Annotated in this window: 29 protein-coding genes and 1 pseudogene; 12 read left to right on the top strand and 18 right to left on the bottom strand. The window is 70.1% G+C overall.

Annotated features, from left to right (window positions below):
• Positions 1 to 387: 387 nt before the first annotated feature.
• Complete coding sequence (locus tag SM611_RS31585; RefSeq protein ID WP_371954048.1) at positions 388 to 723, top strand: hypothetical protein; 336 nt, start codon at positions 388 to 390, stop codon at positions 721 to 723.
• Here the strand turns inward: SM611_RS31585 and SM611_RS31580 are convergent.
• The 5 genes from SM611_RS31580 to SM611_RS31560 form a co-directional block, all read right to left on the bottom strand.
• The gene (locus SM611_RS31580) at positions 663 to 1289 is read right to left on the bottom strand and encodes a TetR/AcrR family transcriptional regulator (RefSeq protein WP_371953977.1); all 627 of its coding nucleotides are present in this window, start codon (positions 1287 to 1289) and stop codon (positions 663 to 665) included. The genes SM611_RS31585 and SM611_RS31580 overlap by 61 nt on opposite strands.
• 618 nt (positions 1290 to 1907) lie before the next feature.
• Positions 1908 to 2234, bottom strand: coding sequence for a histone-like nucleoid-structuring protein Lsr2 (locus SM611_RS31575; RefSeq protein WP_371953976.1), 327 nt, complete (start codon positions 2232 to 2234; stop codon positions 1908 to 1910).
• 22 nt (positions 2235 to 2256) lie between these two features.
• On the bottom strand, positions 2257 to 2751 hold the full coding sequence (locus tag SM611_RS31570) for a hypothetical protein (RefSeq protein WP_371953975.1): 495 nt from the start codon (positions 2749 to 2751) through the stop codon (positions 2257 to 2259).
• A 657-nt stretch (positions 2752 to 3408) separates the two neighbouring features.
• On the bottom strand, positions 3409 to 3822 hold the full coding sequence (locus tag SM611_RS31565; RefSeq protein WP_371953974.1) for a DUF5994 family protein: 414 nt from the start codon (positions 3820 to 3822) through the stop codon (positions 3409 to 3411).
• Positions 3823 to 4189: 367 nt separating this feature from the next.
• The gene (locus SM611_RS31560) at positions 4190 to 4351 is read right to left on the bottom strand and encodes a hypothetical protein (RefSeq protein WP_371953973.1); all 162 of its coding nucleotides are present in this window, start codon (positions 4349 to 4351) and stop codon (positions 4190 to 4192) included.
• A 351-nt stretch (positions 4352 to 4702) separates the two neighbouring features.
• Between SM611_RS31560 and SM611_RS31555 the strand changes: the two genes are divergently transcribed.
• The gene (locus SM611_RS31555; protein WP_371953972.1) at positions 4703 to 5182 is read left to right on the top strand and encodes a DUF5994 family protein; all 480 of its coding nucleotides are present in this window, start codon (positions 4703 to 4705) and stop codon (positions 5180 to 5182) included.
• 94 nt (positions 5183 to 5276) lie between these two features.
• On the opposite strand, the gene SM611_RS31550 is transcribed toward SM611_RS31555, so the two are convergent.
• Positions 5277 to 6986: a SpoIIE family protein phosphatase gene (locus tag SM611_RS31550; protein WP_371953971.1), complete on the bottom strand. Its 1710-nt coding sequence runs from the start codon at positions 6984 to 6986 to the stop codon at positions 5277 to 5279.
• Between the two features lie 343 nt (positions 6987 to 7329).
• On the opposite strand from SM611_RS31550, the gene SM611_RS31545 reads away from it, so the two are divergent.
• On the top strand, positions 7330 to 7737 hold the full coding sequence (locus tag SM611_RS31545) for an STAS domain-containing protein (protein ID WP_371953970.1): 408 nt from the start codon (positions 7330 to 7332) through the stop codon (positions 7735 to 7737).
• 112 nt (positions 7738 to 7849) lie between these two features.
• Positions 7850 to 8455 (top strand): GAF domain-containing protein, encoded by a 606-nt coding sequence (locus tag SM611_RS31540; RefSeq protein WP_371953969.1) that lies wholly within the window; start codon positions 7850 to 7852, stop codon positions 8453 to 8455.
• 317 nt (positions 8456 to 8772) lie between these two features.
• Here SM611_RS31540 and SM611_RS31535 read toward each other — a convergent pair whose 3' ends face one another.
• Entirely contained in the window at positions 8773 to 9069 is a 297-nt protein-coding gene (locus SM611_RS31535; RefSeq protein WP_138635671.1) for a hypothetical protein, read from the bottom strand.
• Between the two features lie 178 nt (positions 9070 to 9247).
• Here SM611_RS31535 and SM611_RS31530 point away from each other — a divergent pair, with 178 nt between their 5' ends.
• On the top strand, positions 9248 to 9520 hold the full coding sequence (locus SM611_RS31530; protein ID WP_371953968.1) for a hypothetical protein: 273 nt from the start codon (positions 9248 to 9250) through the stop codon (positions 9518 to 9520).
• Positions 9521 to 9598: 78 nt separating this feature from the next.
• Here the strand turns inward: SM611_RS31530 and SM611_RS31525 are convergent, their stop codons facing one another.
• The gene (locus SM611_RS31525; protein ID WP_371953967.1) at positions 9599 to 9997 is read right to left on the bottom strand and encodes an STAS domain-containing protein; all 399 of its coding nucleotides are present in this window, start codon (positions 9995 to 9997) and stop codon (positions 9599 to 9601) included.
• Positions 9998 to 10363: 366 nt separating this feature from the next.
• Between SM611_RS31525 and SM611_RS31520 the strand changes: the two genes are divergently transcribed.
• Entirely contained in the window at positions 10364 to 11458 is a 1095-nt protein-coding gene (locus tag SM611_RS31520; RefSeq protein ID WP_371953966.1) for a fatty acid desaturase family protein, read from the top strand.
• 969 nt (positions 11459 to 12427) lie between these two features.
• On the opposite strand, the gene SM611_RS31515 is transcribed toward SM611_RS31520, so the two are convergent.
• The 4 genes from SM611_RS31515 to SM611_RS31500 all read right to left on the bottom strand — a co-directional run bounded on the left by SM611_RS31515 (position 12428) and on the right by SM611_RS31500 (position 14898).
• Positions 12428 to 13105, bottom strand: coding sequence for a hypothetical protein (locus tag SM611_RS31515; protein WP_371953965.1), 678 nt, complete (start codon positions 13103 to 13105; stop codon positions 12428 to 12430).
• Between the two features lie 143 nt (positions 13106 to 13248).
• Positions 13249 to 13374, bottom strand: a complete 126-nt coding sequence (locus SM611_RS31510) for a hypothetical protein (RefSeq protein ID WP_371953964.1) — start codon at positions 13372 to 13374, stop codon at positions 13249 to 13251.
• Between the two features lie 217 nt (positions 13375 to 13591).
• Complete coding sequence (locus SM611_RS31505) at positions 13592 to 13813, bottom strand: SPFH domain-containing protein (RefSeq protein ID WP_371953963.1); 222 nt, start codon at positions 13811 to 13813, stop codon at positions 13592 to 13594.
• Between the two features lie 170 nt (positions 13814 to 13983).
• On the bottom strand, positions 13984 to 14898 hold the full coding sequence (locus tag SM611_RS31500) for a LysR family transcriptional regulator (protein ID WP_371953962.1): 915 nt from the start codon (positions 14896 to 14898) through the stop codon (positions 13984 to 13986).
• Positions 14899 to 15146: 248 nt separating this feature from the next.
• Here SM611_RS31500 and SM611_RS31495 point away from each other — a divergent pair, with 248 nt between their 5' ends.
• Genes SM611_RS31495 through SM611_RS31485 form a run of 3 tightly spaced genes read left to right on the top strand, consistent with a single transcriptional unit; the run spans position 15147 to position 16870 of the window.
• Positions 15147 to 16244 (top strand): fatty acid desaturase family protein, encoded by a 1098-nt coding sequence (locus tag SM611_RS31495; protein WP_371953961.1) that lies wholly within the window; start codon positions 15147 to 15149, stop codon positions 16242 to 16244.
• 41 nt (positions 16245 to 16285) lie between these two features.
• Positions 16286 to 16603, top strand: a complete 318-nt coding sequence (locus SM611_RS31490) for a UBP-type zinc finger domain-containing protein (protein WP_371953960.1) — start codon at positions 16286 to 16288, stop codon at positions 16601 to 16603.
• A gap of 51 nt (positions 16604 to 16654) precedes the next feature.
• A complete protein-coding gene (locus tag SM611_RS31485; RefSeq protein WP_371953959.1) occupies positions 16655 to 16870 on the top strand; it encodes a hypothetical protein in 216 nt (71 codons plus the stop codon).
• Between the two features lie 4 nt (positions 16871 to 16874).
• Here SM611_RS31485 and SM611_RS37655 read toward each other — a convergent pair.
• A pseudogene (locus SM611_RS37655) lies at positions 16875 to 17195 on the bottom strand (hypothetical protein); the annotation flags it as partial.
• A gap of 92 nt (positions 17196 to 17287) precedes the next feature.
• Here SM611_RS37655 and SM611_RS31480 point away from each other — a divergent pair.
• Positions 17288 to 17545, top strand: coding sequence for a DUF6458 family protein (locus tag SM611_RS31480; protein ID WP_371953958.1), 258 nt, complete (start codon positions 17288 to 17290; stop codon positions 17543 to 17545).
• Between the two features lie 426 nt (positions 17546 to 17971).
• Here SM611_RS31480 and SM611_RS31475 read toward each other — a convergent pair whose 3' ends face one another.
• From SM611_RS31475 to SM611_RS31465, 3 genes are all read right to left on the bottom strand, one after another.
• A complete protein-coding gene (locus SM611_RS31475) occupies positions 17972 to 18370 on the bottom strand; it encodes an STAS domain-containing protein (protein ID WP_371953957.1) in 399 nt (132 codons plus the stop codon).
• 79 nt (positions 18371 to 18449) lie between these two features.
• The gene (locus SM611_RS31470; RefSeq protein ID WP_371953956.1) at positions 18450 to 19028 is read right to left on the bottom strand and encodes a DUF5994 family protein; all 579 of its coding nucleotides are present in this window, start codon (positions 19026 to 19028) and stop codon (positions 18450 to 18452) included.
• 47 nt (positions 19029 to 19075) lie between these two features.
• Positions 19076 to 19429, bottom strand: a complete 354-nt coding sequence (locus SM611_RS31465; RefSeq protein WP_371953955.1) for a hypothetical protein — start codon at positions 19427 to 19429, stop codon at positions 19076 to 19078.
• A 339-nt stretch (positions 19430 to 19768) separates the two neighbouring features.
• Here SM611_RS31465 and SM611_RS31460 point away from each other — a divergent pair, with 339 nt between their 5' ends.
• A complete protein-coding gene (locus SM611_RS31460; protein WP_371953954.1) occupies positions 19769 to 20461 on the top strand; it encodes a hypothetical protein in 693 nt (230 codons plus the stop codon).
• 478 nt (positions 20462 to 20939) lie between these two features.
• On the opposite strand, the gene SM611_RS31455 is transcribed toward SM611_RS31460, so the two are convergent.
• The gene (locus SM611_RS31455; protein WP_371953953.1) at positions 20940 to 22442 is read right to left on the bottom strand and encodes a cryptochrome/photolyase family protein; all 1503 of its coding nucleotides are present in this window, start codon (positions 22440 to 22442) and stop codon (positions 20940 to 20942) included.
• 246 nt (positions 22443 to 22688) lie between these two features.
• Here SM611_RS31455 and SM611_RS31450 point away from each other — a divergent pair, with 246 nt between their 5' ends.
• Entirely contained in the window at positions 22689 to 23930 is a 1242-nt protein-coding gene (locus SM611_RS31450; RefSeq protein WP_371953952.1) for an NAD(P)/FAD-dependent oxidoreductase, read from the top strand.
• Between the two features lie 148 nt (positions 23931 to 24078).
• Here the strand turns inward: SM611_RS31450 and SM611_RS31445 are convergent, their stop codons facing one another.
• Positions 24079 to 24321 carry a hypothetical protein gene (locus SM611_RS31445; protein WP_371953951.1) on the bottom strand — a complete coding sequence of 81 codons (243 nt, stop codon included), beginning with the start codon at positions 24319 to 24321 and terminating at the stop codon, positions 24079 to 24081.
• Between the last annotated feature and the right edge of the window lie 42 nt (positions 24322 to 24363).

The raw sequence follows: 24363 nt of genomic DNA, 5'->3' as shown, positions 1-24363 counted from the left end.
CGCACCCGCCCCGAACACCGCACGGACCACATGGCCGGCCGACTTGGCATGGCTCAGCCGGACGCGATGCTCGCCGGGGCGTTGCGCAATGTGTCCCGGACGCGAACGCGGAGCCAGACGTGCGTGACCGCCATCGGCGAGGCTCTCCGGGACGACCATCCGGCCCGGCTGCGCGCCCGTTTCGACATGGACGGTGCACTCAGCCGGGCGGAGCTGGCGTTCGTGGAACTGCTGAACCATCCGATCCGGAAAGAACGCCTACGGCACGCGGGACGGCCGCTCCCTCGGGGAGGACCTGGCCGCCCGACCCCGCACTGTCGAAGTCCTTTGACGAGATGATGGCGTTCAAGCTTCTTCGACCCGCTCCCGCCCGGCGCCGACGCATACCTGCTCTCCGACGTCCTGCACGACTGGGACGACTCCACCTCGAAGATCATCCTGCCGGCGCTGCGCCGAGGCCGCGGGCGACCGCGGGCAGGTGCTGGTCATCGGCGAATTCGGCCCGGACGGCGAGTCCCCGAGCACGGCCATGGACCTGCGGATGCTCGTCCTGGTGGACGGGCGGGAACGCCGCGCCGGCGAGGTCCTGGAACTTCCAGCCGATCTACCGCGATATCGTCAACCGCCAGCCGGATCTCCTCGGATAGGTGGGGCGGAGGAGCTCAGTCGAGCCGGATGACGCCGCCGAGGAGCGTGACGACCAACGGGCCCAGTTCGGCGTGACCGAGACGGAGACGTGTCGCCATCTCGTCGCACGCGGGGAAACCGGTGACGGCCCCGATGGCGGCGACGGCCTGCTCGACGTCCAGATCGTCATGCAGCCGTCCGGCCGCATCCAGCCGACGGACGAACGCACCGATCTGGTCGAAGCGCCACTGCTCACGGCTCTGCACGACGTGCCCGGCCTCCGGGTCCACGGTGGCGAGGCCGAGCAGCCTGCGAAGCAGGTCGGGATCGGTGGCCCAGAATCGGCACAGCTCCACTACCAGCTCGCGGAACGCCGCCACCGGATCGTCGACGGCCAGCGCCGCCTCGACGCCGCTGACCAGCCGCGCACGCTGGGCCAGGTCCTCGGCGACCGCGTCGAGCAGCCCGAGCTTGGACGAGAACTGCCGGTAGATCGTCACCCGGGTGATCCCGGCGTCCGCGGCCACCTGTTCCAGGCTCAGCCGGTGATAACCGGCCTCGATCAGATGCTTGCGCGCGGCGGCGAGGATCGCGCGCCGGGTACGCGTGACTCCCGCCGCGCGAAGCCCCTGCGGGGCCTCGCTCGCACTCCTTTCGCTCACGCACTCATGCTACAACCTGTAACCAGTCGCCGAATCGCACCCTTGCAACCGCGTTTTCCCTTACCGCCCGCCACCTCCGACAAACGAAACCAGCGCGACCTGTCCGGACTGGTCGGCGATCCCCAGGTGCATCTGGTCGGCGCGGCACGGCCGCATCGCCACTCGCCGAGGTGTTCGTGCGGAAGGTGGGCGCGTAGCTGCGCGCCCATGTGCTGGGCGAGCGGGAAGTGCGGGACGCACCCGACGGCGCGCCGGTCGAGTTCGGCCGCCGCCCCCAGGACGGCGGAGTTGGTTGTGAACGCCTCGGCGATAACGTCGCCCTCGCCGGTGGCGATGGTGATGAGGTGGCTTGCCAGCCCGGAGCTGATGGCGCCCAGGTGCCGTTCGCAGGTCGGGTGCGTGGTGCGCGATGGGCGGGACCTTGGCACGGTTGCGCGTCGTGGTTGGGCTGGTCAGTGGTGTCGTCCGGGCAGAGCCAGACGCTGAGCGGCAGGAGCTGCCGTGCGCCGCTGGCGGGTGTCGGGTTCGGCTTGTTGGTGCTGGTCAGCCAAGGTGTCCTCTTCGGATACGCGTAGAGGGACCCACCCGGCTTAGGTGGGTCCCTCTACGCGTGTTCGGCTAGTGAGCCGCTTCGTACTGCTCGATGATGTTGGCGGGGATGCGCCCGCGATCGTTCACCTTGATTCCGGCGGACCTCGCCCACTCGCGAATCTCGGCGCTGCGCTCCCGGTTTCCGGTGCCGCGAGCGGTGGCCTTGCCGCCTCGGATGGCCTTGAGCCGACGCCCGCTGTCCATGTATGGGTGCAGAGCGCTGCGAAGCTGGTCGGCGTTCTTCTCGCTGAGGTCGATCTCGTACGCCTTGCCGTCGATGGCGAACGACACCGTCTCGTGGGCCTCGTCCCCGTCGAGGTCGTCTGTCATTTGAACTATGACCTTCTGAGCCATGCGTTTTCCCCTCCTCATCGTGTTACTGAGTGACTTTTACGGTAGCCGATTCCGGTGCGTAGTCGATCCGGAAGAGCAGCATTCCGTTTCGGCCCTCGACGGCGATCGCGCCTGGTTGGTCGGTTGGTACGTCGTAGCTGATCGTTCCTGATATGTACTGTCCGGGTCCGGGGCTGTCCTGACCGAGAATGCTATCGGGGAGGCCCTTGGCCTCGCAGACTCTGCCGATGGTGTCAATGCTGCACACCACCTTGCCGTCTGCGCCTACCCAGTGTGCAGAGGTGCAGGTGTCCCCCTCAGCCGTGCCCACGTTCTTGATATCGAGTACGAGGCATACGAACTCGCCGTTCTGGGCTCGCTGTGTCTCGTCGGTAAACCTGTCGGTGTAGGTCTTGAACCTGTCGATCTTCTTGAGGGTGAACTGTTCGCTGGCCGTGCTCGACGCGTCGGTTCCGCTGTTGCTCAGGTTCACAGGCAGGGGCTTGCCGACTACCAGCGTGGGCAACACCTGCTTCACGGATCACTGGCAGGAGATACGGCTAAAGGCACGCATGTCCACAGCGCAGTTCGCCCGTTCCGCATCGTTCTCCGCTGTCGGCGCTTCCGCTGCCGACGAGTCGTTTTGGCGGCCGCGACTTCTCACTTTCTCCGCAGGCAGCAGGGCGCAACGGCTCGCCTCGGAGTTTTGATCTTTCTTGGTGCGGCACTCTGGTGTGCAGCTGTTCATGCTGGTCAGCGGCGATCTCAACACATGTGCGCGCTTGACCTCAGAGCGCCGACAGCATCCCACTACGTCGCCCTGACCCCGGCGGGGGCGGCTGTCCCCTGAGTTTCCATGGATGCGACGGTCATCGGCGCGAGCGATGAATCGTGCGCGGAGTGCCTGTGTCCAGAAACCAGGTCGCACAGCTTGACTGGGAAGCGGCCGGTCGCTGCTGGGGGCCGCGCTGGCCGATCCAGGGTCGTCCGCTCCTCCCCGAACTGGGCGGACCTGGATCGGCGGCGCACCCCTCCTACGCCGACGGGCGCCAGCGCGTCCGCTGGTAACTCACGGGCCGGGCGGCGTCCGGTTCAGCGTGCCGGGGGGTGTTCTTTCAGCCGTCCCCCATCAACTTCCCCGGCGTCCTGCGTCGTCGCTTGTGTCCGGGTGGGGTGGCGCGGGCCGGTCGGCTTGTCAGGGGCGGGCGGCTGTTTCCAGGGTGGCTCGTGCCGCCGCATCGTCGGTTGAGGCCGGGACGGTGAGCAGGTCTACGCGACGGCCGTCGGCATAGATCGCGGTGAGCAGTCCGGCGGGAAGGTTGCCGAACCAGCTGAGCAGCACCTCCCTGGTGTCCTCTGGGCCGTCGACGCGCAGTCGGCGCGGATGGGCGGCCCAGTCGGTCGCGCGCAGCATGATGTGGACGATGAGGCGGTGCTCGTCGGACGGGCCCTGTGCTTGCAGTGCCAAGACCAGCCCGGGCAACTCCATGGCCGGATCGACCGAGCGGGGCCACCAGACACCGTCCAGCGGCGTGCGACTCGAACCGTCTTGCATCGGACCAACGCGGTCGGTCGGGGCCGACGGCCGCATCGCCAGCCGAGGAGTCATGGACGGAGAGAAGCTGATGGTCGTTCTTCGTTCGGCAGTGGTTCGCATAGGTCTGCGCCCCTCTCCCGGGTGGCGCGGACGGCGACCCCGGGTGCGTTGTCGGCGGGGACGGGGCCTGCCTGATGCTTCGCTACCCCAACAGATGCGGCAGAAGTGATTCTCCTTTTCGGACACAGGGCGGCAAAATGCAATTGCCGTTTACTGAACTTCTCTTGGCCTTCGCTGAGCGGCACTACCCATGTTGCATGTCAGACGATCCGGAATGCGGCGCGACCACTACCGGGCTGCAGCCTGGGCCGTGCTGGCGGATGCCGGACGTCACCGCGGCGGCTGTGCGCTCTTCGCCTCCGCCGGATGCGGCGTACTCTCAGAATCGGCGACGCCGCCACAGGCCCGGCGAACCGGCGCCTTCACGGCGTCGGCGCGGCTTCGTCCCGTACATCAGGACGAGCAGGATCACTCCGGCGAGCAGAGCGGCCGCGGCCATGATGACCGCCATCAGCGGCGTGGCGGTCTTCCACAACACCATGAGGACGATAACCGCCACAGCGATGATCGCCAGGGGTCCGGCAGGACTCATGGGAGACGGTCGCAGAGCGCAGTCGCGGCGGGCGGGTTCCGGAAGGGGTACGGCGTTCCCTGCAAGAGCCGGTGTGGCGAGTCAGCCGGGCGGGACGACGTCATTGGCCGGATGACCGCAGTCTACGCGCGTCGCGGTGATTCACCTCCGGGTGATGGCCGAACGCCTTGACCCCGCCGAGGGCTTCCGGTGACGTAGTGTGGTGCTGCCGAGGGCATCTCGTGCGTAGGCAGCATTGCCGGCGCCGTCCTCGGTGATGTACTGCCCGGCCCTCGACAGGCCGAGATTGGGGCCTCCGACATGGCCCACAGCGTCCCGCTCGCGGATCCCACCGCCGCGACCCCGGCGCCTCTTCTTCCATCTCCGGCGGCGGCGCGGTTGCGGCTGACGCCGGGCGGCGCCGGACGCGGGGTCATGGATGGCGGCTGGTGGCCGCGGTCCCGCGACGCCTCGGCCGAACTCACCGCATTGGTGACCGCCCTGGCCGGGCGGCCGGGCATGACCGCCAGCCGCTTGACCATCGACGTGGGCGACTGGGACCGCGTGCCGCTGCGCATCGCCGTCCTGGGCCGGGAGATCGAAGTGGGCCGGCTCCCCCGCCTCGACCACATGGTCGCGGTCTCCTGCGGCCGCGCGGAGCCGCTCCTGCTTCTGGTCGTGCCGCCCGAGACGCACCCGGCCTCGGCGGAGGCGGCTCTGGCCAGGGCGGCCGCCGGGGTCGGCTTCGCACTGCCGGAGGAGATCCTGGCCTCCTGCGACATTTCCACCGCCCGCCCCTGAGCCGTCGCTCCCACGACGCCCCATCGCCCGACCGTTCCGCGGCCCCGGCTTCTGGCCCTGCGGCCCGGTAGCGGCGCGCGCGTGCCCGCGGCCGTCAGCCGGGGATGCGGAGGGCGAGGAGCGCGACGTCGTCCTCGCCGCTGGGCTCTATGCGCTCCAGGAGCTGGTCGCACAGGTCTGGCAGGGGAAGCTGGGCCAGGTGGGAACCGTGGCGGCGGAGGCTGGTGAGGCGGTCGGACAGGTCGGTGTCGCGGGTCTCGACGAGGCCGTCGGTGTAGAGCAGCAGTGTGGACAGGGGTGGAAGGACACGAGCGCCGTCGGGGCGAGTCCCGGTGAGGTCGGGGTCGCCCAGGAGCATTCCGTGCTCGTCCAGGAAATGCGTGCCGCCGTCATCGGTGATCAGGAGCGGCGGTGGATGGCCGGCGTTGCACCAGCGCAGCCGCCACAGCCCGCCGGGGGCCTCTTCGACGCGGCCGAACACGCCGGTGGCCAGGTCGGCGTCGCTGACGCCGGCCATGACGCCGTCCAAGCGGGCCAGCACGGTGCTGGGCAGCGCGGTCGTGTCCCAGGCCAAGGCCCGGAGCATGTTGCGAACCTGGGCCATGCGGGCCGCGGCCTGCAGGTCGTGGCCCACGATGTCCCCGATGACCACCCCGATGGCGCCACCGGGCAGCGTGAAGGCGTCGTACCAGTCGCCGCCCACCCAGCTGACTCGGGCCGCGGGCACATACCGGGCCTCCAGCCGCAGCTCGCCCGGCTGCGGCAGAGGGGTGAGGAGGTTGCGCTGCATCGCCTCGGCGGTGTTGCGCTGCTCGACGTACAGGCGGGCGTTGGCCAGGACAAGGCCGGTGCGGCGCGCGACGTCCTCGACGACGAGCCGGTCGTTCGGCCCGTAGCCGTGCCCTGGGCGGGAGTAGCCCAGTGTCAGCGCGCCGTAGGTCTCACCTCGGGCGGCCAGCGGGGCGATGATCGCGCTATGGGCGTCCATGACCTGGAAGAGTTCGCGCTGGGCGGCGTCCAGCGGTTCGTCGGAGCGCACGTCGCCTTCGCCGCTGACCACGACCGCCGCACCGCCGCGCAGCACCTGGGCCAGCGGTCCCCGCGGCAGGCGCGGGAGCGGCGGAAGCGGCCCCTCAAGCCCGGCGAGGTCGGCGGCGGACAGTTCGTGGTGCGTCGCGGCCACCCTCTCCACGCGGCCGTCGCGAACCAGCAGATCGACCTCGGCCCAGTCCCCCAGATGGGGAACCACGAGCCGGACCAGCCGCCGCAGTGCCTCCTGCTCGTTCAGCGTGGACGACAGCACCGTCGTGATCTCGGCGACCAGCCGCAACCGGGAATTGGCCCGCTGCACTCGCGCCATCTGCTCGCGCCGCTCGCGCTCGATCTCGACCCGGTCGGCGGCATCCTGGAAGACGACGACCAGCCCGCCCACCACCCCGTCCGCAGGCCCGGCCCGGCCCGGGCCCCCGGTGTAGATCGGCGCCGACGACCAGGAGCACATCATCAGCCGCCCGTCCCGGCGGGCGAACCGCTGGCCGTCCCCATGATCGGGAACGCCGGTGCGCAACCCGCGCATGAGGCGGCAGTCCTCTTCGGGGGGGACGTGCCCGTCGGCGTCCCGGTGCAGAAGCCGGTGCATCGACCTGCCCAGCACTTCGTCGCGGGTGTAGCCGAGCAATTCCCGGGCCCGCGGGTTCCACGCCGTGATCCGGCCGTGCTCGTCGGTCGCCAGCACTCCGGAGTGCATCGACTCCACCAAACGATCAAGAATGGCGCCCTGCCGATCGTCCAGCTGCCCTGTCATGCTCTCCCCCCGATCGGACACCAGACCCATTCCCCTCGGCACATCCCGGACACTCCACGCCCGAGCCGTCCACCGGATCCGCCCACCGGGATCCGGAGCGATACGCCGTCCCTGCGCCTTTCATCGTTCTCGCCCCGGGCGCGTTATCAGGAGCGCCCACAGGAGTCCTCGATCGTCCAGGCTCGTCTCTGAAGCCGGGGCCAGTCGGACCCTCACACACAGCGCGATGGCAAGGCAAGCGCGTAGACTCACGGTGACGAGGGTCTTCTCGATGCGGGCGGCCAAGCCCGCATCCCCTGGTTTCTCCATACTCGGGCGCTTCAGCCCAGACAGGTCCGGCGCCATGACGCCGCAACACCACCTCGTCCAGACGGCCGACCACTCCGCCGAACCCGTCGACCTGACCCTTGAACGGCTCAGCGAGCGCACCGTCATCGCCATAAGCGGCGAAGTCGACGCGACCTCGACCCCGTTCCTGCGTGAACGCCTGTACGCCGCGCTGCGGGACTGCGGCGCGCACGTGACCGTCGACCTGTCGGACGTGACGTCCTGCGACGCGTCCGGGCTGGCGATGCTCATCGGCGCACACCACCGGGCCGAAGCGACCGGCACCACCCTGACCCTCGCCCACCCTCGCCCCCAACTGGCCGAGCTGCTGCGGGCCACCGGACTGCACCGCGTGTTCATGGTCGGTTCCTCCGCCGCGGGCGCCCAGGGCGCGACCCCGGACATCCGGTCGACCGCGGCCTGACCGGGCGCAGGCGCTCGCACGCACCCGAACCGGGCCGCGGCCAGTGCGGATCTGCGGCCCGCGACCTCAAAGCTCGGCCACCGCCGGCCACAGAAGAGAGCGGGATGACGACATGACCGGCGACGAACTACCGGCGACCGTCTGGGGCCCATCGGGCATGGTCCGGGGCGCGGCCGACCGGCGGCGGCTGACCGCCTCGTTCGACCTGATGGCGGCGGTCCTGAACGGGACCACCGTGCCCAGCCTGCTGAAGCTCGTGGCCGAGCGGGCCCGCTCCATGGCAGGCGTTCCACTGGCATTCATCGCACTGCCCGCCGAAGAGGCCCACACCCTGCGGATCGATATCGCGGTCGGTGTCGGCAGCGACCGGATACGCGGGCTGACGGTCCGGCGCGGGCGGTCGATGCTCGGCCGGGCGTTCAGCTCCCGCCGGGCCCTGTCGGCGCGAATCGTCACCGATCAGACGCTCAGCGCCCTACCGGCCGGGCCGATCCTGATCCTGCCGCTCGACAACGGCGAAGCCACCCACGGGGTCCTCGCCGTCCTCGCGCGGCCGAACGCCGAGCCGTTCAGCCCCTCCACCGCCCGCCAACTACTGCTGTTCGCCGACACCGCCGCCCGCCTGGTCCAACTCGCCGAAGACCGACGCACAACCACCCGGCCAGACAGCCCGTGCGCACCCATCATCGCCCTCCGCCCCCCACCCGCGCGAAGATGACACGACCAGGCGGAAAACGGGGCCCGGGCCTCGTCCTGCCGCCCGCGATGGGCTTCGAGCACGGTGTCCGGCCTGGAATCCGAGGAGATCTGCGCGCGGCGGGCTCAGTACGGCGAGCCGCCGATCTCCGGACCCCGCCCGCTCCCGCCGTGCCCTGGTGCACCGTGGCTGTCAAGCCGGCGGCGCGGCACATCCCGACGGTGGACTGGTTGAACTCCGGGACCGTCATCTCCTCGGCCGGCAGCGGCGGCTCGCGGGCGAGGGCATCGACCGGGACGGCGTCCAGGCCGGCGAACCGGTGCCCGCGCGGCATGCCCCTAGAGGGGTTCGCTGGTCCAGCTCCAGACGCCTCCTTCATATCGCGGGCGGACGAGTTGCCCGCCGCTGGAGTCGGCGAGCTGGGCGACGGTCTGGATCAGCCGGCGGTGGAAGTCGTCGGGCGGGCGGGCGTCGGACGAGCCCTCCAGCAGGGTCACACTGACCTTGGCGTCGTCGCGCAGCTGCGCGGTCAGCCGTCCGGTCCCGTCTAGCCGGAGCATCACGATCGCATCGGCGCGGACCATGTCATGCCCCCCGCCGGCCTCGATCCAGACCTGGTGCATCGTCCCGCTCACCGGCCCCATCTCCTCGGCTCAGGCTGTCCGTCAGCCCCTTACCACCCACCATAAAGGGCCCGGGATCACGTCGTCACAGGCTGACGCCCCTCCCGCCACGATCGCGCGGCCCCTCACGACTCTGCACATTGTCAGGCACTTGGAGTTGCCACCGGTGTCGGAGGGCACATAGACGGCTATGGGGGAACTGAGCGCACCCGGGGACGCGGTCGACCGCAGCGAAGGCTTCGGCGAGCGGCTGCTGGGCCAGTTGCTGGACCGGGCGCACGAGATGCCGCCGCAACTCATCGCCCCCTGGTGGTCGAGGGAGCTACGCGCGATCGGCGGCCGGGACGTCTCGATCCTGCTGCAGGACTACGCCCAGCTCTCCGGCCGGGTCGACCGAGCGCCCAGCACGATGTGGTTCCTTGCCCTCGGCCGCGTCAGGAGAGGAAGGCGACCGCCGCGATGAGCGCGCAGACGAGGGCGACCGCGATGGCCATGCCGCCGACGAGACCCCTCATCAGCCGCAGATATTCGTCCTTCATGGTCATCGGGCAGGCGCTTCCGAGAGCGAATCCGGATCGGGGTAGACGGGGAGTGCGCGGTCGAGCGCGGTGGCGCGGAGCAGCGCGGCGACCTGACTGCGGGGGGCGACGAGCCGGAGGGTGATGCCGAGTACGGCGGCGCGGCGCCGGATGCCCACCAGTACGGCCAGTCCGGCCGCGTCGGCGGACGCCACCTCCCCCAGATCGAGGATCAGCAGGCGGCCGCTGCGCCGCACCGCGCCGAGCAGGTGCTCGCGCAACGCTGGAGCCGCGGCGCCGTCCAGGGCGCCCGACAACGCGACGATGGTGTGGCCGGGGCGCTGGCGGACGGGCGTGCTCACCTCATCGGGGGCCCGGGCCAGAGCTCGGGCAGGACGCGGGATGGTGATGAGAGCGGTCATGGCGATCTCCGATCGCAGATGGTCGATGGTGCCGGGCGGCCCGGGGCGCCGGCCCGGTCCGTCGGGCCGGGTGGTGAGGCGAGGGCGGCCAGCAGGTCAGGGGTGTGCAGGAGGTTGTGAGGGTCGGAGGCCGACTCCATCGACGCCTCAGCTTCTTGCCGGGGCGTGGCGGCCGGGACGGTGAACAGGTCCACGCGCCGGTGCCGGCAGACGGCACCCGGGCTTACCGGCCCACGGCCGCCCGGCGATCAGCTCCGCCGATAAGCCCTGCTCAGATCACCTGTGTCGGCATCCCAGGCCAGCGGTTCTACTGGAAGTGACAGGCGTGCCCTCTCGGGAATGCTCGCCCGAATGGAAGAGGACAGTGTGACCACAAGCGCGACCACGGACACTCCGACCCCCCGTGGTGCCCCCGCCCAGGGCCGTGGCGAAGCGGTTCCGCGGGGCAGCGACTACGCGCTGCTGTCCCGCGAGGTGAAGCGGGCCGGGCTGCTGACTCGGCGGCCGGGCTACTACACAGTCAAGATCGTCTCAAATCTCGTCCTGCTGGCGGCCGGTTGGGCGGCCTTCGCGCTGATCGGGCCGTCCTGGTGGCAACTGGCGGTGGCGGCGTTCCTGGCAGTCGCCTTCACGCAGACCGCGTTCCTCGGGCACGACGCGGGCCACCAGCAGATATCCGGCTCCAAGCGGGTGAACGAGCTGCTGGGGCGGCTGCACGGCAACCTGCTGGTCGGGCTCAGCTACGGGTGGTGGATCTCCAAGCACAACCGGCATCACGCCCATCCCAATCAGGTCGACCGCGATCCCGACATCGCGACCGGAGCACTCACCTTCACCCGCGAGAGCGCTCGGGCCCGGCACGGCCCCGGCGTCTGGCTGGCCCGGCACCAGGCATGGCTGTTCTTCCCGATGCTGCTGCTGGAAGGGTTCCATCTGCATCTCGCGGGAGCCCGCGCCCTGTTCGGCGGCACGGCCACCGCGCGCGGGCCGGGCAGGGCCCGCTTGGCCGAGGGCGGTCTGCTGCTCGCCCACATCGGCGGATATCTCACCGCACTGTTCTGGGTACTCCCTCCACTGCAGGCCGTGGGCTTCCTCCTCCTCCAGCAGGGCCTGTTCGGCCTGTACCTGGGCTGTTCGTTCGCCCCCAACCACAAGGGCATGCCGATGCTCGGCAAGAACGACAAGACGGACTTCCTGCGCCGGCAGATCCTGACCGCGCGCAACATCCGCGGTGGCCGGATCACCGATTTCGCGCTCGGCGGGCTGAACTACCAGATCGAGCACCACCTGTTCCCGTCCATGCCGCGGCCCAACCTGCGCCGCGCGCAGACGCTGGTGCGCACCTTCAGCGACCGCCACGGCATCGCCTATTGCGAGACCGGTCTCCTCCAGTCCTACGCGCAGGCGCTGCGCCATCTCCATGCGGTCGGCGGGTCGTTGCGTCCCGAACTGGAGTACTGACCCCGCCGGCCGGTCACCGGAACCTTGCGTGACCGGACCCGGTCACTCCATCGACACGCGGTCACGGGATCGGGAAGCGGGATGGAATTGTTAGGCGGGCGTTGGGCGCGGTGGGGGCTGGAGCCGGTCTATGGCGGATCCCGTAGAGGACTCGAACCTGCACGGCGGCAGGCCGGTCGGCGAGCCACTGCCGCCGGATACGCTCGCCACTGCCAAGGAAATCTTCGTCGAGCTCTACAGCGACTGTGGCCGCGCACGAGGCCATCATTCGCAGAGCAGGCCCCGGACTGACCGTGCGGTACGGCCGCCGGTCGGTAACGGCGGGTGAGGCCCCGCGGGCGATCGCCATGGCCACCGCTTTCGACAGCCCGAAGGAGGAGGTGGTCAGGAATATCCAGTTTCGCCGCCGCTCTCCCCACGTCCCCATCGCAGTCTCGGAGGGCGGCCAGGGCTCCCCACCTTGGCCGACAGCGGCTACGAAGGTTCGGAATCGGCATTCTCACACCGGTCAGAAATCCGACCGGCGGCCAGACCCTCAGTATCGACAACCGCGCCTTCAACCGGCTCCCGGTTCAGAACCGTCGGTGAGCGAGCTGGTCAAGCAGGCCACTGAGCAGATCCCGCAGTCGGTACGGGCGGAGATGCGGCTGGCAGCGGCGGAGATGAAGGACAAGGGCCGTCACGCCGGTTCGGTGCGGGCCTGTTCGGAGGGTCCGGGCTGGTGGCGCTGTACGGGGTGGGGGCGCTGCTGGCCGGAGGGATCGCGGCGCTGGCGCTGGTGCTGCACGGAAATTCGACGACGAAGAGCGCCAGGAATCCAGCGAAACCGAACGGCAGCAGCCCTGAGCCCGTGCCCGGCGCATGGTGCGGCCCCCGTCCCAGGAAGGACGGAGGGCCGCACGGAGGGGATATGTCGTTGAGGGTCGGTGATCCGCCGAGGCCTGTAGTCAGGTCGTTCAACCCCCTTCGCTACTCACGACCGCGTGGACGCCCCGTACCGCCGAGGCGGCGCCGGAGTTGTGCGCCCGGTCCGGCATGCCCCCCATCTCCTGCCGGCTGCCGGTCGTCGTGGCGTGGGCGCTCCTGCTCCTCCCATTGGGGAGCGGCAGTCGAGCCGTGAGCGCGGTCTTCCGCCGGTGCGGCGCGCTCCCTCTCCACTCGTCCCGCCTCGGCTCGCTCCACTCGTCCTGCCTCGGCTCGCCGTGCCTCACGCACGCCGACCACCAGGAAGCGCCCCAGTGCCACGGCTGCGAGCATGATGATGACGGCGCCGAGGCCTTGGAAGAACGACAGCTGTTCGGCTATCTGCCGCGCCTGGCCGCCGAGCGGCTTCCCTGCACCGGCGTTCCAGAGCGGAGCGATCGTGGTGCCCACGACGAACCACAGACCGCCGAGGGCGGCCAGCCAGGAACCGAGCACCGCGACCGGGCGGTTGGCGCTGGCCAGCAAGAACAGCCCGCCCACGAACACCGCGATCGCCGGAAGGATGGACAGCACCAGGCGGTCGGAGTTGTACACCCATGCGTCGCCCGACCCGAACCCGAAGTCGAAGTAGGGGCCGACGAACGGAATGAACCCGCCCCACAGCGCCAGCAGCATCAGCAGCAGGCCGTTGAGCAGGCCCCGACTGCGCGGGGTCTTCAGCATCCGCGACATGCGAGTGCGCGGCGTGCTCTTGCTCCCAGTCATAGGAACCCTCACCGACTAGGTCCAAATTGCCCTACTTTGTACCGTTTCGGGTCTACCCGGTGCGTCGCCGCACAACCGACCCGGCCGCGCAAAGACTTCGGTCAGGACGGGCTCGGCGGCGTCTTGTCGGGGCGGCCGCGATCGGGCCAGTGGACGTCGGTGGCCCAGCCGAGGCGTTCGAAGAGGCGGATCAGTTCGGCGGACAGGTCGATCTGGCCTCGCTTCAAGCAACTGGGCGGTCATCGGCCGCGGTGATGACCCCTTTTGCGGATCGGCTGTTTCCCACCCGGCGCGGGCGGGATTCACTTGGAGCGAATGAGAAGCCCCGTTCCCGTGCTCCTGCGGAACACACCGGGGCCCCTGCCTCGACCGGTCCGGAAGACCGTTGCCCGGCAGCCGTCCAATCAAGGTTCGTCTAGAAGCTCGGTCCGCCTTGAGGCGGGCTCAACAGCGCCGGATCGGCATCGTGACGATCCGCAGCGTCACCCGCCGCATCACGTCCACCACCGGGATGATCAGCCGCAGGCCGGGCTCGCGGACGCCGCGGACCCGGCCGAGCCGGAACAGCACCCCCTGCTCGTACTGCTTGACGATCCGCACCGCCATCGCGAGCAGCAACAGCGCCACCAGCACCACGATCACGACAACGGCGATCAGGATTCCCATCGGATGCTCCACTCGGTGGGGGTCCGGGCCTGGACGGGCCGTGTGGAAGACCCCGGTTACAGACAATCCCGTGCGGCAGCCAGGGGATACCGCCGATACGGTCTGAGCCGATCACCACGACCGATCACCGCGCGGGTCGGGTGGAGGCCGGTGGGTCGGTGGCCGGTGAGTCAGCCGGCCGGCTGGCCGGCGGTGACGAGCCAGCGGAGCCGTTCGGACATGCCGCGGGCGCAGGCGACGACGGCGCGGACGTGGTCGGAGTCGTCGTCGGCGCGCCACAGGATCGACCAGGGGTAGAAGGAGGCGGGTTCGGTGAGCGGCCGCCAGATCGTTCCCGGGAGGGCGGATATGCAGGAGGAGGGCACGCAGTACAGGCAGCGGCCCTGGGCGACCAGGGTGGACGCGGCGCGGATGCTGTCGACGGTGCCCTGGTGCACCGTCGGGGTGAAGCCAGCGGCGCGGCACATCTCGACGGTGAACTGGTTGAACTCCGGGGCCTTCATCTCCTCGGCCAGCAGCAGCGGCTCGCGGGCGAGGGCCTCGACGGGCACCTCGTTCAGGTCGGCGAACCGGTGCCCGCGCGGTACCAGGACTCCGAGACGGTCCTGGCGGAACAGATGTGAGGCGATCCCGCTGGGTGCCTGTGCGGCGCGGCCGATGCCCACGTCGAGGCGCCCGTCGACGAGCTGCTGGTACTGCTCGGGGACACCGGTCTCGACCTGGTGGATCACCAGCTCGGGGTAGCGCGCCTGGGCCTCGTGCAGGATCTGCGGCATCGAGTCGTAGCTGGCGTCGATGATGCCGACGCGCAGCGCCGGTGCGGTGCCCTCCGCGGTCCGGGCGACCTGGGCCGCGCGTTCCACGTGGGAGAGGATCTGCCGCGCCTCGACCAGGAAGGCCGCCCCGGCCGGGGTCAGGGCGACATAGTGCGTGGTGCGCTCGAGCAGGCGCACGCCCAGTTCCCGCTCCAGCCGCTGCACCTGCTGGCTCAGCGCCGACTGCACGATGTGCTCGCGGGCCGCCGCGCGCCCGAAATTGAGCTCCTCGGAAACGGCCACGAAATAGCGGAGCTGGCGCAGTTCCACGTCGTCCGCCTTCCGGGCCGAAACAGCGAGACCCCTCCAGCAGCGTACATCGCGGCGTGCACCCGGGGCTCCGCGTCGCCGGCCGACGGTTATCGCCGCCGCTGATGACTCTTGCCCGCATTGCCTGGTTCGGTCAGGCCGAAGATCGGGCTCAACTGGTCGTAGGCGCCTTCCACGCGCCCGAGCCCGCCGGTGGCGTTCGAACCGGTCGTCCCTCACTGGAGGGCATCTATCAGGAGTCGAAGACCATGACCGCGATCCTTCCCGCAGGCGGCCCCCGGAGCGGCGCGCCGGACCAGACCCGCGGACCGGGCAGCGTCCGAGGCAGCGACTACGCGGTGCTGTCGCGGCAGGTGAAACGGGCCGGCCTGCTGGCCCGGCGTCCCGGCTACAACTGGGCGAAGGCCGCGACGAATCTGCTGTTCCTCGCCGCCGGCTGGACCGCTTTCGTGCTGGTCGGCCCGTCCTGGTGGCAGCTCGCGGTGGCGGCGTTCCTGGCGGTGGCGTTCACCCAGACCGCGTTCCTCGGCCACGACGCGGGCCACCAGCAGATCTCCGGTTCCAAGCGGGTCAACGTCCTGCTCGGGCGGCTGCACGGCAACCTGCTGGTCGGCCTCGGCTACGGCTGGTGGGTCGCCAAGCACAACCGGCACCACGCCCACCCCAACCAGGTCGGCCGCGATCCCGACATCGCCGCCGGCGCGATCGCCTTCACCCGCGAGAACGCCCAGGCCCGCGGCGCCCCCGGCGTGTGGCTGGCCCGCCGCCAGGCCTGGCTGTTCTTCCCGATGCTGCTCCTGGAAGGGTTCCACCTGCACCTGGCGAGCGCCCAGGCAGTGGTCGGGCAGGGCGCGACCTCCCAGGCGAACACCCCGGGAACGACCCGGCTGGTCGAGGGCGCCCTGCTGCTCGTCCATGCCGCCGGGTACCTCACCGTGCTGTTCTGGGTGCTGGCTCCCGCCCAGGCCATCGGCTTCCTCCTGCTCCAGCAAGGACTCTTCGGGCTCTACCTGGGCTGCTCGTTCGCCCCCAACCACAAGGGCATGCCGATCTTCGGCAGGGACCACGGGTCCGACTTCCTGCGCCGGCAGGTGCTGACCGCGCGCAACATCCGCGGCGGCCGGATCACCGACTTCGTGCTCGGCGGGCTGAACTACCAGATCGAGCACCACCTCTTCCCTTCCATGCCGCGCCCCAACCTGCGCCGCACCCAAGCCCTCGTGCGCGCGTTCTGCGCCCGCAACGACATCGCCTACTGCGAGACGAGCCTGCCGGGCTCCTACGCCCGGGTACTGCGTCACCTGCACGCGGTCGGCGGTCCCCTGCGCCCGGAACTGGAGTACTGACCCGGCGACAACGCAACACGACGCCCGGAAGGGGTGGTTTGATGAACAACGAGATGAGGGTCCACGCCATGGCCTCGGGCGTGCCGCACAGCCCCAACGGCTCGGCGCCCCGCTGCGAGCATCTGGACGGCCTGACGCCCGTCACGCCACGATCACGCGGTTGCGCGGCGTGTGAGGCGCGGGGTGACCGGTGGGCGGCGCTGCGGCTGTGCCTGACCTGCGGCTGGGTGGCCTGCTCCGACGACTCGCCGCGCCGGCACTCGCGAGCGCACTACCAGGAGACCGACCATCCGCTCGCCGCCGCCATGGCACCGGGATCGACCTGGAGATGGTGCTACGTCCACGAACGTCTCGTCTAACGATCTCGATACGTGGAGTTACCGTCCGTGCCGGAGGGCACATAGACGGGTGTGGGTGAACTGATCGAGCCGAAGGAAGCGGTAGATCGCAGCGAAGGCTTCGGTGAGCGGCTGCTGGGACAGTTGCTGGACCGGGCGCACGAGATGCCGCCCCAGCTCATCGCGCCGCTAGTGGCCGAGGAGGTCCGCGCGATCGGCGGCAGGGGACGTCTCGATCCTGCTGCAGGATCCGGTAGCGCCATCGGCGCGGTTGGACTTCGGGGATGAGGACGGCGACCTGCCGGTCTCCCTGTTGCGCTCGCCGAACGTAGTGGACGATCGGGTGGACCAGTGACCGGTGCGGGCTGTCGATGGTGTCCAGCCGGACGCCGGGGTCCCAGGCGTTCCGCCGCGCGCGGAAGGCGGCCCTCTCCTCGGGTCCGGGGACGTCCCGCGCGAAGCTTCTGTGCGCAGGCTCGCTCGGTCCGACCGGTGGCGTCGGCCGGTCATCTCCTGAAGAGAAGAGACGTTCGGAAATCCGCTGTTTCCGCTGCGGCCGTGGGGCGGTTGAATGGTGCTGAAACGAGCATGCGAGTCCATGACCATAAGGCACGTCTGGACCGAATTCACGGCTCGTGCAAGGAGTCCCCTCATGGGCATAGACGCCTGGTTCATTGATGTGATTTCACCGAAGGGCGGCGTGTGATGCCGATAGCCGGTATCGCCCTCCTCGTGGTCGGCGCGATTCTCGTTTTCGCCGTTACCGGGTCGGTGAGCGGTATCGATCTGCACGCGGTGGGCGCCATCTTCATGGTCGCCGGCGTGGCCCTGCTACTGCTTCCGCTGGCCCTGCGCGGCAGGCCGCGTCCGAAGCGATGGTCGGCCCGCAGCCGCCAGGACGCCATCGACGAGGCGCATGCCAGGCAAAGACGGCAGAGGGTGCCCGATGACCATGAAAAATGAATACCTTCGGCTGGTGATGGGACTCATCGGCGGCATGGTGATCGCGGTGGCGATCGTCTGCGTGCTCATCGCGGCGGTCGCCGTCGTCGTTTCCTGACAGGATCACTGGTCGGCGGCTGGGTCCCGTGGCCACCAGGCGAAGGAGTGGACGTACCGGACGCGCCTGCGGGAGGGCCGGCGTCCATACGTCAGGGCAATGATGCCGTGGCCGTCCGCGTGGCCGGACGGATGCCGGCGGCCCCGGAAGGGGGCCCGGGTGGCGCGGATGCGGCGGCGCGGATCTCGCCCAGCAGCAGGCGGCCGGATGCGCACAGTTCCAGCCGCAGATCGACCGGGCCGTGCGCGGCGGCACGGGTGAGAAGATCGTGGACGAGCGCCGTTCAGCTGGTCACTGAGGTCCCCTGCCGCTGCCCGGCGCCCATGCGGTCATGCGGCGAGCCCGGCGCGGACTGCCCGAGCGGGCAGGACGATGAGCGCGCGGTCGAGCCTGGTGCCGCGGACCAGCGCGGCGACCTGCGGGCCGGGGGCGGCCAGATGCAGGGTGATGCCGAGTCCGGCGGCGCGGCGGCGGATGCCGACCAGCACGGCCAGTCCGGCCGTGTCGGCGGACGTCACCGCGCTCAGGTCGAGTATCAGCAGGCGGCCGCTGTGCCGCAACGCGCCGATCAGGTGCTCGCGCAGCGCCGCGGCGGCGGCGCCGTCCAGGGCGCCCGACAGCGCGACGATGGTGTGACCGGGACGCCGGTGGGCGGGCATCCGGACCTCGTCGGGGCCTCGCATGAGATCCGCGGCGGCGGGCGCGGTGGTGGTGGTGAAGGTGGTCATGGCGATCTCCGATCGCAGATGGGGCGGAAGTTCCGTGCCCGGACGGCCGCACGACGGGCCGGCCGGGCAACGGGGCGAATCAACGTGTCGCCGGGTCGCCTCGAAGGCGTCCGCCCTCGGATTCCCAGGCGTCCTCTGAGGCGTTCTGGCCGCCGGGCCGGTCCGTCCGGCCGGGTGCTGTGGTGAGGGCGGCCAGCAGGCCGGGGGTGTGCAGGTGGTTGGCGGGGTGGGACGCCAGTTCCATCACCGCCTCGGCTTCGGCGCGGGTCGTGGAGACCGGGACGGTGAGCAGGTCGACGCGCCGCCCGTCGGCGTGAATCGCGGTGAGCAGACCGGCGGGGAGTGAGTCGAACCAGCTCAGCCGCACCACCCGGGTGTCGGCCGGGCCGTCGATCCGCAGCCGGCGCGGGCGGCTGGCCCAGTCGTCGACCCGGAGCAGGACGTGGGTGATGGGACGGTGGTCGTCGATGGGTCCGTGGTCCTGCAGGGCGAGGATCAGCCCCGGCAGCTCCGCGGCCGGGTCGGCCGAGCGGGGCCACCAGGCGCCGTCCAGCGCGGTCCGCACCGAGCCGGAAGGAGCCGCGGGGCGCAGCCGCAGCCGTGGAGTCGAGGGCGGTGACAGGCTGATCGTTGTGCGGCGTTCGGTGGTGGTCCACATGGCCGGCACCTTCTTTTGGATTTCGATCGAAGCGGCGAGCCGGTTCCTCATCGGAGGCGCTTGCGGGTCAGCGGCCGCAGTTGGGTGAGCCGGGCGGTGCCCAGAATCAGGGTGACCGCGATTCCGGCGGCCATCGCGGCCAGGAGCACGAGCGCCAGCGGCAGGACACCGCTCATGCCGGCGAAGGAGATCCGCGTGTCGCCGGTGTTGCTCACCACGACAACCATGAAGACGGCCGAGATGACCGCGACGGCCCACATCCCGGACCACGCCACGCTGGTGCGGGTCACGATCATCGCCTGCGGGGCCGGCCGGGTCTTGTGCTGACCGGGCGAGCCGGGGCCGGGCTGGAAGCCCGCGCCGGGACGGCCACTGGTGCGAGGCTCGTACGAATTCGGCATGACTCCCCCTCTCGGGGGCGAGCCGGTGTGACGGAACAGCCTCAGAACGAGGATGTCATCGTTGCCGGATAATTTGATTCTATCCGACAATTCATAAATATTTGCAATTTTCTAAAGAGATTTTTCGGGAGGTGCGCAGGAACACGGGATCAGGATTCGTCCGAGTTCCGGGCGGCGGTCATCGGCGCAAGTGATGGCGTGTGCACACCTTGACTGTTTCCCGCCATCAGGCCGTCCGACTTGAATGAGAAGCGGCCGGTCACCGCTGGGGGCTGCGCCCGGTTGGTCCAGGGTCGTCCGCTCCTCCCCGAGCCGGCGGCCCTGGACCGAGGCCGACCCGTGGTGAACGAGACCTTTGGCAGGATTTCCGAACAGGGAGTTGAGCCCCATTACCGTCCAAGACCGGGTCCCCGCGACCCGAACCTCGAAATGCCGCCCCCTCCCGGCACGCCGGACCGGGCCGACCACGAACAGCGGCCCTCAAGCGCGGACGCCGTTCCCTCCTCGCCGGTGTTCGCGTCAGTCGGCCTGCCCGCGCCCACACCGCATACCGTCCGACAGGCGCGCGCCTTCCTGACCCCCCGCCACGCCACCGGCGTGGACGAATTCCTCTGGCAGTCCAGAGAACGGCCGATGCCCGACCGCGACGCCGTCGACGCCGTCATCGACACCGGCGACCGGGCCCAGCACGGGACCGGCGACAGTCCCGAGCCGGTCGAGGTCGCCGCGGCCCTGCTGGTGCTCAGCGCGGTCCGCCTGAACCTGGACCAGACCGAGGCGCGCCTGCTCAACACCGCCCAAGCCGCCGGCATGGGCTTCGAACAGATCGCCGCCGTCCTCGACCTCAGCGTCGAGGACGCCGAAGAACGCTACCGGCAACTCAAACCCCGCCTGGACGAACCAGCCGCCACAACATCCACACCGCCGCCCCGCCGCGCCGCCACCCCCGGCAGATCCCCCCACCGGCCCGGCACACGGCCCACGGACCAACCGACCTGGGACGAATTGGACGACGAAGACTGGGGAAACTGATTACACCGGAAAACTGGGCGCGGTCATCTTCGTGGCGGGCGCGGAGATCAACGTGGTGCGTGGTCATCGCCGCGCTGTGGATCACAACGCGAACCCAACGCGGTGACCAACAGCAGCAGCAACGGAAACAGCTACGTCAAGGCCCGAAGGGCATGGTGGCGGCGGTGATTCCGGAGGGCTGTGCCAGGTCGTGCGTGTCGCTCGACACCACAACGACACGAGCAGCAGCTGGAGAACCGGCAGAAGTCGACAAGCAGGAAGTGACCGAGGTGGTTGCCCCAAGCGTGGGCGTTCGATCACGTCCCCAGTGTCCACCCCTCGCACCTACTCAGCCAGGGAGCGGTAGTCCCTGGCTAAGAAAAGCGCCGAGTTGTTGGACGTCATTCTCGGTGGCTATCCGACCGGGACTCGGCAGATGCCGCCGATCGGGGTTGACGTCGGCATGTGCCGTCCGGAAGATCCACGGCGCCTCGGCCGGTCAGGGTGCCGCGTCCGGGTCGCGGCGCCGCGCGTCGCGCAGCACGTCGTCCAGGTCGCCGAGGCGGTCGAGTTGCTTGACGGCGCGAGCCGTGCGGTGGTTGCGCGCCAGCCGTTCGCGGTGGCGGTGCATGAACTCCCAGTAGCCGGCGGTGTAGGGGCAGGCCCGCTCGCCGACGCGTTCGGTGGGCCGGTAGGCGCAGAGGCCGCACAGGTCGCTCATGCCGTTGATGTAGGCGCCGCCGGAAACGTACGGCTTGGTGGTGATGCGGCCGCCGTCGGCGTACTGGGACATGCCGATCACGTTGGTGAGCATCACCCAGTCGTATCCGTCGACGAAGCAGCGGTGGAACCAGTCGGTGACCGCCGCCGGGTCCCAGCCGCGTTGGAGGGCGTGATTGCCCAAGATCATCAACCGGGGTATGTGATGCACCCAGCCCCGGTCGCGGACCTGCGCCAGAGTCGTTGACAGGCAGCGCGCCTGCACGGCGTCGGCGTCCAGGTGGGCGAACCAGCCCGGCAGTGGCGCGTGGTGCCCCAGGGCGTTCGACTCGCGGTAGCGGGGGCCGAGGTACCAGTAGAGATTCCACATGTACTCGCGCCATCCGGCGACCTGCCGGACGTAGCCCTCGACGGAGTTGAGCGGTGCCTCGCCCGCACGGTAGGCGTTCTCGGCGGCCTCGACGCATTCCGCCGGATCCAGCAGCCCGAGGTTGAGCGACGCGGACAGCAGACTGTGGCTCATGGCCCAGTCCTCGGCCAGCACCGCGTCTTCCCACCGGCCGAAGGTGGGCAGGCGTTTCCGCACGAATGCGCGCAGGGCTCGCCGGGCCTCGGCGCGGTCGGCGGGGAACAGGCGTGGTCCGTCCCGGCCGACGAACGCTACCTCTCCGCGCCGCTCCCACCGGTCCAGGTCGGCCCTGACCTTGTGATCGATGGCGTCTTCGCGCGGCCGGTAGGGTGCCGGCACTGGCAGTGCGGCGGCGTCCTTGGGCGGGGCCTCGCGGTTGTCGGTGTCCAGGTTCCACTTCCCGCCTGCGGGTTGTTCGCCGTCCATCAGCAGGTCGTGGGCTCGGCGCACGTGCCGGTAGAAGTCCTCCATCCGCAAGTGCCCGGCGGAGTCCGCCCATAGGCGGAACGCGTCCGGTTGCACGAGGAAGCCGCGCGGTGGCAGGACCTCCACCTGCTCCAGCCCCTGCACGAAGCGGAGGGCGGCGTGGGACGTGGGGTGATGGACGGTCACGGGCGCGTCGCCGACGGCCTGGTTCAGGCCGTCGCGGTAGGTCTCCGCCTGGATGTAGCGGACCCGGTCGCCGAGTTCGGCCGCGCGGTGCCGCATCGCGGACAGCAGCAGGTGCGCCTTGGCACGGTGGAAGCGGCGCCGGCGGAAGACCCCGCGCGACTCGATCATGACGATCTGAGTGTCGGGCCGCAGGAAGTGCGGGCCCACCTGGTCCCCGAACAGCCAGTGGAACGCGGCCTTCGAGCGCTCGTGCGTCCCCATGCGCATCCTCCCCCGAGATGCCTGGACGTCCGCCCAGTGTGGCCCACGGGCCGTCGCGGGCACAGACGGCGCGCTGACCGGCGAGGCCGACGAGAGCCGCACGCGCCCCCGGCCGGGGCCAGGCTCGGAGTGACCACGGACAACGGGGGCATGGTGCCCCACGAACGGATGTTGCCGAGTCGATCGCGCTGAGCAGGAGAAACCGGCGGCAGGTGGCCGGGACGGCCGCTCCGGGAAGGGGAAGCGATGCCCGAAAGCGTCATCATCGTTGGGGCGGGACTGGCCGGGTTGGCCTGTGCCGTGCGACTGCACCAGGCCGGTTTGCCGGTTCGGATGCTGGAGGCGTCCGACGGGATCGGCGGCCGGGTGCGCACTGACGTGGTGGAGGGGTTCCGCCTGGACCGCGGTTTCCAGGTCTTCAACACCGCCTATCCCGAGGCCGAACAGGTCCTGGACTTCGCGGCTCTGGACCTCCAGCCGTTCTCGTCCGGCCTGCTGGTGTTCCACCGAGGCCGCCGGGAGCGGGTGATGCTGCCATGGAAGCATCCCGAGCACGCGTTGAGCGGTGCCCTCGCCGAAATCGGCACCATCGGCGACAAGGCGGCGCTGGCGGCGATGACCGCCCGGGACCTGGCCGCCTCCGGTTCCTGGCTGCGCGACTGTCCCGAGCGGAGCACCTACGACGAACTCCGGCTGCGGGGCCTGTCCGATGTGATGATCGACCGGCTGCTGCGCCCGTTCCTGTCCGGCGTGCTGCTGGAACGCGACCTGGAGACCTCCAGCCGGTACTTTCACCTGATCTGGCGGTCGTTCGTCCGCGGCACCATCGCCCTCCCCGCGCTGGGAATGGGCCGCATCCCCCGGCAGCTCGCCGACCGGCTGCCCGAAGGGACGATCTCGCTCAACACGGCCGTCCGGGAGATCACCCACGACGGCGTGCGAACCGGCGACGGCTCCACCGTCCAGGCCCGCGCCGTGGTCGTCGCCACCGACCCCGTGCAGGCGGCCCGGCTACTGCCCGAGGTCGAAGCACCCGTCATGCGCGCGGTGACGACCTTTTACCACGTGGCCCCTTCCTCGCCGCTGCGTGAGCCCATCCAGATCATCGATGCCGAGGGCGTCATCACCGACACGCTGGTCCTCACCGACGCGGCCCCGCGCTACTCCCCGGACAGCCGCGCGCTCATCTCGACGTCCGTGCTCGGCCTCGATGCGGACGAACCACGCGTGCTGGAGCGGTTGACCGAGATCTACGGCGACACCTCCGGATGGCGGCTCATCGGGACCTATCCCGTCGAGGCGGCTCTTCCCGCGATGCCGCCCCCGCTGCGGATGCGGCAGCCGGTGCGGCTCCGGCCGGGACGGTACGTCTGCGGCGACCACCGCGACACCGGCTCCATCCAGGGGGCCTTGGTGTCGGGACGCCGCGCCGCGGAGGCCGTCCTCGCCGACTCCCGCCTGCGGACGACCGTCCGGGTCTCGGGATGAGCGAGGCCAGCCGGATCTACCGGCCACCTGCGAGATCCCGCGCCGTGAGCCGGTGTCCCGTGCCCACCGGCGCGTGGAGTCGTCCCGACGTGATTTGACTCGGCCGAGAAGTCGGCCGCGGTTGGACGTGACACGGGGTCGGCGGGGGTCACGGTGACGCCTGTGGCGCCTCCTCGGGCAGTCGATCAACACAGGAGTACTTCTCGACCAGTTCCGCGGTCGGCTTGAAATGCGCCCTATCCAGGTTTCCGAAATTCTTCTTGAAGACGCCGTTCCACTCGCTGCTCTTGAGATAGTTCTGGAGCGCCGCTTTTATTTGCATGCACTCTTTTCGATGCCCATCGGGCAGCGCAATCCCCCAGCTCTGCTTCTCGTCCGAAAAGCCCTTCACCGAAGCGCCCGGGACGACGACCAGTTCCGAGTTGGAGTGATG

The organism is Actinomadura monticuli (assembly GCF_041463655.1).
Classification (GTDB): Bacteria; Actinomycetota; Actinomycetes; order Streptosporangiales; family Streptosporangiaceae; genus Spirillospora; species Spirillospora monticuli.
The sequence above is the reverse complement of the archived record's forward strand: the minus strand, read 5'-3'. Positions and strand labels throughout refer to the sequence as shown.

Coding starts and splice junctions, on each gene's coding strand:
- SM611_RS31505 (WP_371953963.1), bottom strand. CDS start 13,813: ATGGGAATCCTGATCGCCGTTGTCGTGATCGTGGTGCTGGTGGCGCTG.
- SM611_RS31530 (WP_371953968.1), top strand. CDS start 9,248: ATGGGGGAACTGAGCGCACCCGGGGACGCGGTCGACCGCAGCGAAGGC.
- SM611_RS31470 (WP_371953956.1), bottom strand. CDS start 19,028: ATGTGGACCACCACCGAACGCCGCACAACGATCAGCCTGTCACCGCCC.
- SM611_RS31450 (WP_371953952.1), top strand. CDS start 22,689: ATGCCCGAAAGCGTCATCATCGTTGGGGCGGGACTGGCCGGGTTGGCC.
- SM611_RS31560 (WP_371953973.1), bottom strand. CDS start 4,351: ATGGTGTTGTGGAAGACCGCCACGCCGCTGATGGCGGTCATCATGGCC.
- SM611_RS31480 (WP_371953958.1), top strand. CDS start 17,288: ATGCCGATAGCCGGTATCGCCCTCCTCGTGGTCGGCGCGATTCTCGTT.
- SM611_RS31495 (WP_371953961.1), top strand. CDS start 15,147: ATGACCGCGATCCTTCCCGCAGGCGGCCCCCGGAGCGGCGCGCCGGAC.
- SM611_RS31545 (WP_371953970.1), top strand. CDS start 7,330: ATGACGCCGCAACACCACCTCGTCCAGACGGCCGACCACTCCGCCGAA.
- SM611_RS31565 (WP_371953974.1), bottom strand. CDS start 3,822: ATGACTCCTCGGCTGGCGATGCGGCCGTCGGCCCCGACCGACCGCGTT.
- SM611_RS31550 (WP_371953971.1), bottom strand. CDS start 6,986: ATGACAGGGCAGCTGGACGATCGGCAGGGCGCCATTCTTGATCGTTTG.
- SM611_RS31555 (WP_371953972.1), top strand. CDS start 4,703: ATGGCCCACAGCGTCCCGCTCGCGGATCCCACCGCCGCGACCCCGGCG.
- SM611_RS31490 (WP_371953960.1), top strand. CDS start 16,286: ATGAACAACGAGATGAGGGTCCACGCCATGGCCTCGGGCGTGCCGCAC.
- SM611_RS31465 (WP_371953955.1), bottom strand. CDS start 19,429: ATGCCGAATTCGTACGAGCCTCGCACCAGTGGCCGTCCCGGCGCGGGC.
- SM611_RS31455 (WP_371953953.1), bottom strand. CDS start 22,442: ATGGGGACGCACGAGCGCTCGAAGGCCGCGTTCCACTGGCTGTTCGGG.
- SM611_RS31515 (WP_371953965.1), bottom strand. CDS start 13,105: ATGCTGAAGACCCCGCGCAGTCGGGGCCTGCTCAACGGCCTGCTGCTG.
- SM611_RS31540 (WP_371953969.1), top strand. CDS start 7,850: ATGACCGGCGACGAACTACCGGCGACCGTCTGGGGCCCATCGGGCATG.
- SM611_RS31475 (WP_371953957.1), bottom strand. CDS start 18,370: ATGACCACCTTCACCACCACCACCGCGCCCGCCGCCGCGGATCTCATG.
- SM611_RS31575 (WP_371953976.1), bottom strand. CDS start 2,234: ATGGCTCAGAAGGTCATAGTTCAAATGACAGACGACCTCGACGGGGAC.
- SM611_RS31525 (WP_371953967.1), bottom strand. CDS start 9,997: ATGACCGCTCTCATCACCATCCCGCGTCCTGCCCGAGCTCTGGCCCGG.